Raw genomic sequence first — 7,578 nt, 5'->3', positions numbered from 1 at the left:
GTTCATGTCGACCGCGACCACGCCCCGGGCCAGCGCCGCCGGAAGCGGCAGGACGGGGGTGGCGGCGCGTTGCCAGGCGGCGGTGACATACCAGCAGCCGCTCAGGACATCGTGGTGGATGCGGTAGGCCACTGCCCGGTTCGCGGTGGTCCGGTCGCGCCACTCCTGGCCCCGGTGCTGGAAGCGCACGGTCGCGTCCAGGACGTACCGGCCGTGCGGGGCGTTGGCCAGGTGGGCCAGCGGGGCCGGGAGCTTGAGCGAGAGCTGGCCGGTGTCGGTGATCCGGATCGTCTCGTTGCCGAACCGTTTACCGGATTCCCCGTCCGCGGCCAAAAACATCCGCGCCGCCTGCCAGCGTGCCCGCCACGCCGCGTCCAGGTGATGGCGGGTCGTCACGAGGCGTTTGCCGCCGCGCACCACGCGCACCCGGCCCGCCTTCCAGTCCGCCTCCACCGCGGCGAGCCGTTCCTTGAGGGTCTGCGGGCGGCGAGACTTGGCATGCCATTCCCCGCGCGACGCATATCCGCGCGCCAGCCCGGCCCGCTTGTTTGCCGGGGCGCCCAGCGGCCGGGCCAGCCGTGCCTCGATCGCGGCGATCTGCCCGCGCAGCCAGCCCAGATGCGCGGCCTGGCCGCGGCGGGCCAGCGCCCACTGGTCGTGGGTGGCCTTGGTGATGCTGCCCGCCCAGCGCGCCGACGACGGCCCGGTCGGCGCCCGCTTGCGTGCTGCCCAGGAGGCCGCGTCGTGCGCCGCCCCCCTGCCGGGCGCGTGCCGCGAGATCCCCGGCCGCCAGCGAGCCGAGAAAGACCCCGACCTCCGTCAGTACCGCCGCATCCGCGTCTGACACCCGCAGCCGGTCCCGGATCGCCGCCCCGGCCGGACCGGGCACCACGAACGACGCCGCCAACTCCCGCAACCCACCCACCCGTTCACCCCCGCCCGGCCAGAAATCCCCGTCACGGCAGTCAACGAGCAGCCTCCGCAAAGGTCACCCATTCGACCCAAGAACCCCAGTTCCCCTCCCGAGATAGGGCCGGAACACACCCCCGACAGCACAGGTCCTCCCGGCACACAGCAGACCACCGCCTCCGTCCCCGGCGCTCGCTCACGCTCACCGGAAGTCACTTCTGCTCGGTACTCCGGCAGCAGTTCCAAACCCCCAGGTCGATGACCTGGGGGTTTCACGTGGAGTGGGTGACGAGAACCGAACTCGCGCTCTCAGCCTGGGAAGCTACGGCGCTTGCGCGGGCACCGCCCGCCGGGTCAGGTCCAGTCGAGAATCCGCCGCGCAACGCCCGTGACCGCCCGCCCGGCCCACCCGAACAGTCCTGCCGCCACGGTCACATCCGCCCCCGCCACGGCCACGTCCGCCCGGGCCGACCCGGCGCGGCACCCGGGACAGGAACGGGGCCAACGGCGCTTTCGCACACCGCACTTCCTGCATGTCGCCATGCTCCGATTCTCCTCAACCTTCGCTGCGGTTTCACCTCGCCATGTCGGCCCACAAGCGTGATCGGTCGACGGTTCGACCGGAGTGTCAGCGTGTGAGGTCGAACGTGGCGGCGCGGGGCACGAACGTCGTGTCCCCGTCCTCGGCCGTCGCCAGTGCCGAGACGTACCAGGTGCCCTCGGCCAGCTCGGCCGCCTCTCCCTTCGTGACCTTCAGCGTGTAGGTGCAGCGGGCGGTCTCGTCCGAGGTGCTCCGGCACTTGGCGCTCTCAGCCGTCGAGCGAAGCTCCGCCTCGGTCGGGTCGAGCTTCGAACTCGCGGGCCAGGCAAGGGCCTTGAGGCCTCGGATGCCCGAGTCGTCGCGCACGTCCACGGTGTAGGTGAACGAGCCCGCGCCGCCGCCGGACGGAGCCGCGTAGCGAGCCGAGCCGCGCTCCAGGGTCGGCTCCGTGGAGGCCGAGGCCAGGGCGAGACCGCCGGCGGCCACTCCGCCGAGGGCGACGGCGCCGATGAGAGACGAGAAGAGAATGCGCTTGGACATGGGAGATCCCCTTGAGTTCGTTGGAGAGTTGGGTTGAATACGCCGGAGAGCGCGGAAGAACGCGGAAGAGAGTGGAAGAACCGCTGGTGGAGCAGCTGGTAGAACCGCTGGTGGAGCCGGTCGTGGAAGCGGTCTTGGAAGTGGTCGGAGAAGCGGTGGCCGACCGCGTTCTCGATGTGATCGAGACTAGGGCCGGGGGCATGGCGCCGTCCTCGCACTGCAGGACGATTGGCGCGTCGAACCACAGGTAGAGACTCTGCAACCCAGGTAAGAGACCGGCATCCGCCTTCAGCCGGACTCGGGCCGCTCACCTGCGGCCATAGCCTTGGGCCGCCATGAAACGAACCGACGACCGGCTGCTCCCGGTCCTGCTGATCTGTGCCCAGGCCATGGTGTGGCCCGGGGCGCCGCTGGTGCGCGGGGCCGTCCCCGCCCCCACCATGGCTTCCCTTCTCGTGGCGGCCCTGGTCGCCACAGTGGTGACGGCCGCGCTCGCCCTGCGCCGCACCCGCCCGGTGACCACCCTCGTCGTGGTCGCCGCCGCCTGCGCGCTGGGTGCCGGACCGCTGCCCGCCGGGGCGATGGCGGTGCTGGGGACCGCGGGTGTCGCGCTGGCCCTGTTCACCGTGGCCACCGAACGCGACGCCTTCACCGCCGTTCTGTGCGTGGTGGCGCTTGCCGCCTGGCAGCTGCTGGGCATCAGCCTGCACGGGCTCAGCGACCGCGACGGGCTCGACCTCGTCCTGACCGCTCTGCTGTACGCCGCCACGTGCGGCGCCGGCCTGCTCGTACGGCGGACCCGTCGCGCACGGCGAGCGGCCGAACAGCTGCTGGAGCGCGCCGAGTCCGAGCGCCACCGGCTCCCGGCGGTCGAACGGCGCCGTATGGAACGGGAGTTGCACGACGTCAGCGCCCACCATCTGACGGCCGTGGTGGTCACGGCGGGAGCGGCCCTCGGGCTGCGCGAGCGCCGTCCCGAACTGGCCGAGGAAGCACTGGAGTTCGCGGTCGAGACCGGCCGCGAGGTCACCCGCGCGCTCGGTGCGGTACGAGCGCCGACGCCGTCCCGCGGGGATGTGCCGGCACCGGAGGAACGGCTGCTTGACCTGGTCGCCGGGTTCCGGCGTCTGGACCAGCGGGTGGACTGCGAGATCGACCCGCTGCCGGACGGCGCCGTCGCGGAGGCGGCGTACGGCATCGTGCGCGAGGCGCTGACCAACGTGGCACGGTATGCCCCCGGCGCGCAGACGAAGGTGCTGTGCCGGTACGGCGACACCCGCACCGACGTCGTGGTCACCAGCACGACCCCGCGGGCCGGTGCGGTGGCGCACGGTGCGGGACTCGGCGGCGGCCGCGGGCAGGGTTTCCTGCGCTCCCGGGCACGGGAGGCGGGCGGCACGGTGCACAGCGGCCCGACGGCGGAGGGCGGTTGGGAGGTACGTGCGGTACTGCCGGGCCGGACGGCCACGACGGCGGAGCCGTCGGCGCCGAGGGCCTACCGCGTGGCGCAGGTGGTGGCGGCGGCGGGCCTGGTCCTGCAGCCGCTGCTCCCCGCGCTGATCATCAGGCCCGAGGACACGTCGAGCGGGACGCGGGTATCGGCGGGCGTCTTCTTCGCCCTGCTGGCGGCGGGCCAGGCGGTGGCCCTGCTGTGGCTGCGCAGGGCGCCGCGGACGGCGTACGGGATGCTGCTGGGGCTTGCGCTGCTGTGGCCGGCGGCGATGGCGGCGGGGAACTACAGCGGCCCGGTCCTCCTCCCGCCCGCGCTGAGCCTGTTGGCCACCTGCGCGGCCCTCGCGCTGGCACCGACCCGAACCGCGACACGCCGAAAGGGGCCCGAGCGGGGGAGCGACCGGCCCGCACCGGCCCGCGGCCACGTCACGACCGTTTTCCTCACAGTGCTGGTGCACGCCGCGGCCGCCACCACCGCGGTACTGGACCGGGGTACGGCCGCTCCCGTCTGGGCGGTCATCGCGGGAACCACGGCCGGCGCCACCCTCACAGGCACCGCGGCCCACCTGGTCGGACGCCTCCGCACCCGGCGCCGGCAAGCCGACCGCCGCGTCCACGACGAACGCCTCGCCGCCTGGACCGAGGAGGCCGTCCGCGACGCCTGGACCGAGCGCCGCCGTATCGCCGCCGGTCTCGAAACCACGGTACTGACCCGCACCACCGACATGGTGACCGAGGCGGAGGCAGGCCGGCTCGACGCGACAGCGACCCGCGCCCGCGAGGCCCTGGCCGCGATGCGCGCCCTGCTCGACACCGTCCGGGAGGGCGAGACAGGGCCCGAACTACGGCCGCAGCCCACCCTCCAGGCGCTCGACCTGCTCGCCCACCAACTCCGGGCCACCGGCCGCGACATCGAGATACGGCTGACCGACCGCGTACCGGAACGACTGCCCACCGCCGTCGACCTGGTCGCCTACCGCGCCGCCGAGACGGTGCTCGCGGCCGCCGGCGAGGAGCCCGCGATGCTCGAACTCGACGTGGACGACGGTACGTTGACGCTCACGGCCACCGGGGTACCGCGCGCCGCCGACTCCGCCGTACGGGAGCGGCTGACCACCCGGGTCGAGTCGCTCGGCGGCACCGTGACCACCGGCCCGCAGGGAACCGTCCGTCTCCGGCTGCCCCTCGCGGTCTCGCCGGGCGACGAGGAGAGGGAACGAGAGCTATGAGCCTCAACGTGCTGGTCGTCGACGACCAGGGCATCGTACGGGCGGGGTTCGCCGCCGTGATCGACGCCGAGGAGGACATGACGGTGGTCGGCGAGGCCGCCGACGGCGCCGCCGCGGTGCGGCTCGCCGAAGAGCTGGCGCCCGACGTGGTCGTCATGGACGTACGCATGCCCGAGCTGGACGGCATCGCCGCCACCCGCATCATCACCGGACGCCAGGACGCGCCCCGTGTCCTCGTCCTGACCACCTTCGACCTCGACGCGTACGTCTTCGACGCGCTGCGCGCCGGCGCCTCGGGCTTCCTCCTCAAGGACGTACACCCCTCCCAACTGCTGCGGGGCATCCGGGAGGTGGCGGCCGGCGAGAGCGTACTCGCCCCGTCCGCGACCCGCCGCCTCATCGGCCACTACGCGTCCGGACCCCCCGCCGCGGTCCCGGCCGGGAGCGCCCCCGAACTGGACAGCCTGACCGACAGCCAGCGGGGCGTCCTCACCCTGGTCGCGGCCGGACTCACCAACGCGGAGATCGCCGAGCAACTCGGCATCACCGTAGGCACCGTGAAGTCCCACGTGAACGCGCTGCTCCGCAAGCTCGGCCTGCGCGACCGCGTACAGGCGACGATCCTCGCGTACGACCTCGGCCTCGCCCGCCCGAACCCGCCCGGTACCCACCTCTGACCACCGAGACCGACCACCAAGACGGACCACCAAGACGGACCACCGCGACCGACCACCGAGACGCAACCAAGGAGTCCATCTCCATGACCGGTACCGATTCCGCCTCCGATGCCGCTCCCGATGCCGCTTCCACTGGTGATTCCCGCCGATCCGTCCCACGCCGACTACGCGCCCACGTCGGCCTCTTCGGTGTCGCCGGCCTCGTCTACCTCGGCGTCTGTGCCGTCCTGCTCGTGTGGGCACTGGTGGTGACCGCCGCCGACAGCTCGGACGAGTCCATGGCCGGCGTCATCCCGCTCCTCGCCACCGCCCCCACCAGCCTTGTGCTCCTCGTGCTGCCGGACAACGACGTCATGCTCATCCCCGCCATCGCCCTCGGGGCAACGGTCAACGCCGCGATCATCGGCTGGTGCGCCCGCACACTGCGCCGCGGCGGCCGCCCGGACTAGTCGGGGCACGGCCCTGGCTCGAGCCGCTTGCGGTACGGCCATGTCCATGAGAGCAGTACGGGGTGCGGGCATTGGCGATGCGGGCGGGAGCAGTTCGAGATCGTACGAGTCTGCCTCCGCGCGGCGGATGAGCGGGGAGTGCGGTGGACCTCCCCCGCACCCGGAACCTGGCCGCCTTCACCGCCGCGGGGGCTTTGGTGCGACGGGTCGTTGGACGGACGGAATCCATCCACTCCGGTCAACCCGGGTGGCCCCAGTCCAGGCGGTCGGCCAGCCCCGCGGCGGCGAAGGCGGCCAGCAGGGCGTCGCGGCCCTCGGTGAAGTGGGCCCAGCTGTCGTAGTGGACGGGAACGACGCGGCGCGCCCCGAGTATCCGCGTGGCTTCGGCGGCATGAGTGCTGTCGAGGACGAGGGCCGCTCCGTCGAAGAGGCCTTCGAAGCGGGGTGCGCCGGCGAAGAGGACGGCGGTGTCCACCGGCCCGAACCGCTCGGCCGTCTCCCCGACGGCGTCGAGGGAGGCGTTGTCGCCGCTGACGTACACGGTGGGCAGCCCGTCCCCGGTCAGGACGAATCCGACGACCTGTCCGGTGATCGCCTCCACCTCCTCGCGTGGGCCGGGGCCGTGGACGGCGGGGACGCCGGTCACGGTGACCGTGCCGCCGCCGGGACGGTCCAGCTCGACGGACTCCCAGTCGGCCAGCCCTGTGACCTTGTCGCCGAGGCGCTTGCCGCCACCCGGGGTGGTAAGGGTGAGCGGCACGTCGGCGAGCAGGGCGCGGCCGGAGTGGTCGAGGTTGTCGGCGTGCTCGTCGTGCGACAGCAGAACCACGTCCACGGGACCGAGTTCGGCGGGGTTGCCCGAGGCAGGCGCGGTCTTGGTCAGACCCGGGCCGCCCGGCGCCGGGTAGTCGCCAGGACCGTCGAAGGTCGGGTCGGTGAGAAAGCGCAGACCGCCGTACTCGAAGAGAGCGGTCGGGCCGCCGAAGACGCGGACGGGGAGCTGCTCAGAGGTCGTGTCAGAGGTCGTGTCAGAAGGAGCCACAGCAATACACCTCACGGATGCGAATGATTTATCCGTGATAGACGGTAGCCCTTTCTCACGGATACCGGCAAGTCGTACCATGAGGTCCATGGAGGAGACCTTGACCGCCGAACCCGCCCTGCCGCCCGCGCCCGGCGAGGAGCAGTACCCGGCCCTCGCCTTCGCCAACAGCGCCATCGCGCTGCCCGGCGGGCAGTTCACCGACTTCCTCGGCACGCCGGCCACGGCGAACCAGTGGCTGGCGGAACGCGGTTTCGCCCCCGCGGACGCCGGACTGCGGGAGATGTGCACGGCACAACTGCGCTCGCTGCGCGAACAGATCAGGGCCTTGTTCGCCTCCCGCGTCGCCGGGCTTCCGGCCCTGCCCGCAGCCCTGTCCGCCGTCAATGACGTCATGGTCAAAGTGCCCACCGCGCCGCTGCTGCAGTGGGACGAGAAGAACGGCCCCTACCGTGTGACCCCGCACCCTGTCACCGAGATCGTCGACCACGCTCTCGCGACCCTCGCCGCCAACGCGGCCGACCTGCTCACCGGGCCCGACGCCGAACGCCTCACCGCCTGTGGCTCCACTCCGTGCAACCGCTACCTGCTGCGGCGCGGCCGCCGCCACTGGTGCTCGACCCGCTGCGGCGACCGCGCCCGTGCGGCCCGCGCCTACGCACGCCGTGCCCGCCCCGCGCGCTCGGCGTAGAGGTTTCGTGAAGCCCAAGAAGATTTAGGTTTCAAGATTCTCTTACCG

6 protein-coding genes and 1 pseudogene are annotated in these 7,578 nt (G+C 72.5%); 4 read left to right on the top strand and 3 right to left on the bottom strand.

From position 1 onward, the window contains the following. Positions 1-925 (bottom strand): annotated as a pseudogene (locus tag AB0I18_RS27320) (IS200/IS605 family accessory protein TnpB-related protein); the annotation flags it as partial. A gap of 612 nt (positions 926-1,537) precedes the next feature. After that, complete coding sequence (locus AB0I18_RS27315) at positions 1,538-1,990, bottom strand: DUF5707 domain-containing protein (RefSeq protein ID WP_363108224.1); 453 nt, start codon at positions 1,988-1,990, stop codon at positions 1,538-1,540. A gap of 335 nt (positions 1,991-2,325) precedes the next feature. On the opposite strand from AB0I18_RS27315, the gene AB0I18_RS27310 reads away from it, so the two are divergent. The 3 genes from AB0I18_RS27310 to AB0I18_RS27300 all read left to right on the top strand — a co-directional run bounded on the left by AB0I18_RS27310 (position 2,326) and on the right by AB0I18_RS27300 (position 5,797). Then, a complete protein-coding gene (locus AB0I18_RS27310) occupies positions 2,326-4,671 on the top strand; it encodes a histidine kinase (protein ID WP_363108223.1) in 2,346 nt (781 codons plus the stop codon). Further along, positions 4,668-5,348 (top strand): response regulator transcription factor, encoded by a 681-nt coding sequence (locus AB0I18_RS27305; RefSeq protein ID WP_363108222.1) that lies wholly within the window; start codon positions 4,668-4,670, stop codon positions 5,346-5,348. Before AB0I18_RS27310 ends, AB0I18_RS27305 begins: the two co-directional genes overlap by 4 nt. Before the next feature lie 83 nt (positions 5,349-5,431). Continuing rightward, entirely contained in the window at positions 5,432-5,797 is a 366-nt protein-coding gene (locus AB0I18_RS27300) for a hypothetical protein (protein WP_363108221.1), read from the top strand. Positions 5,798-6,035: 238 nt separating this feature from the next. Here AB0I18_RS27300 and AB0I18_RS27295 read toward each other — a convergent pair whose 3' ends face one another. Then, positions 6,036-6,839: an MBL fold metallo-hydrolase gene (locus AB0I18_RS27295; RefSeq protein ID WP_363108220.1), complete on the bottom strand. Its 804-nt coding sequence runs from the start codon at positions 6,837-6,839 to the stop codon at positions 6,036-6,038. An 88-nt stretch (positions 6,840-6,927) separates the two neighbouring features. Here AB0I18_RS27295 and AB0I18_RS27290 point away from each other — a divergent pair, with 88 nt between their 5' ends. Further along, a complete protein-coding gene (locus AB0I18_RS27290) occupies positions 6,928-7,530 on the top strand; it encodes an ABATE domain-containing protein (RefSeq protein WP_363108219.1) in 603 nt (200 codons plus the stop codon). Positions 7,531-7,578 lie beyond the last annotated feature (48 nt).

Origin of the sequence: Streptomyces sp. NPDC050704 (genome assembly GCF_040654355.1) — a bacterium.
Classification (GTDB): Bacteria; Actinomycetota; Actinomycetes; order Streptomycetales; family Streptomycetaceae; genus Streptomyces.
Note: the sequence above shows the minus strand (reverse complement) of the source record. Positions and strands in the feature narration are given on the sequence as shown.

Coding starts and splice junctions, on each gene's coding strand:
- AB0I18_RS27315 (WP_363108224.1), bottom strand. CDS start 1,990: ATGTCCAAGCGCATTCTCTTCTCGTCTCTCATCGGCGCCGTCGCCCTC.
- AB0I18_RS27310 (WP_363108223.1), top strand. CDS start 2,326: ATGAAACGAACCGACGACCGGCTGCTCCCGGTCCTGCTGATCTGTGCC.
- AB0I18_RS27305 (WP_363108222.1), top strand. CDS start 4,668: ATGAGCCTCAACGTGCTGGTCGTCGACGACCAGGGCATCGTACGGGCG.
- AB0I18_RS27300 (WP_363108221.1), top strand. CDS start 5,432: ATGACCGGTACCGATTCCGCCTCCGATGCCGCTCCCGATGCCGCTTCC.
- AB0I18_RS27290 (WP_363108219.1), top strand. CDS start 6,928: ATGGAGGAGACCTTGACCGCCGAACCCGCCCTGCCGCCCGCGCCCGGC.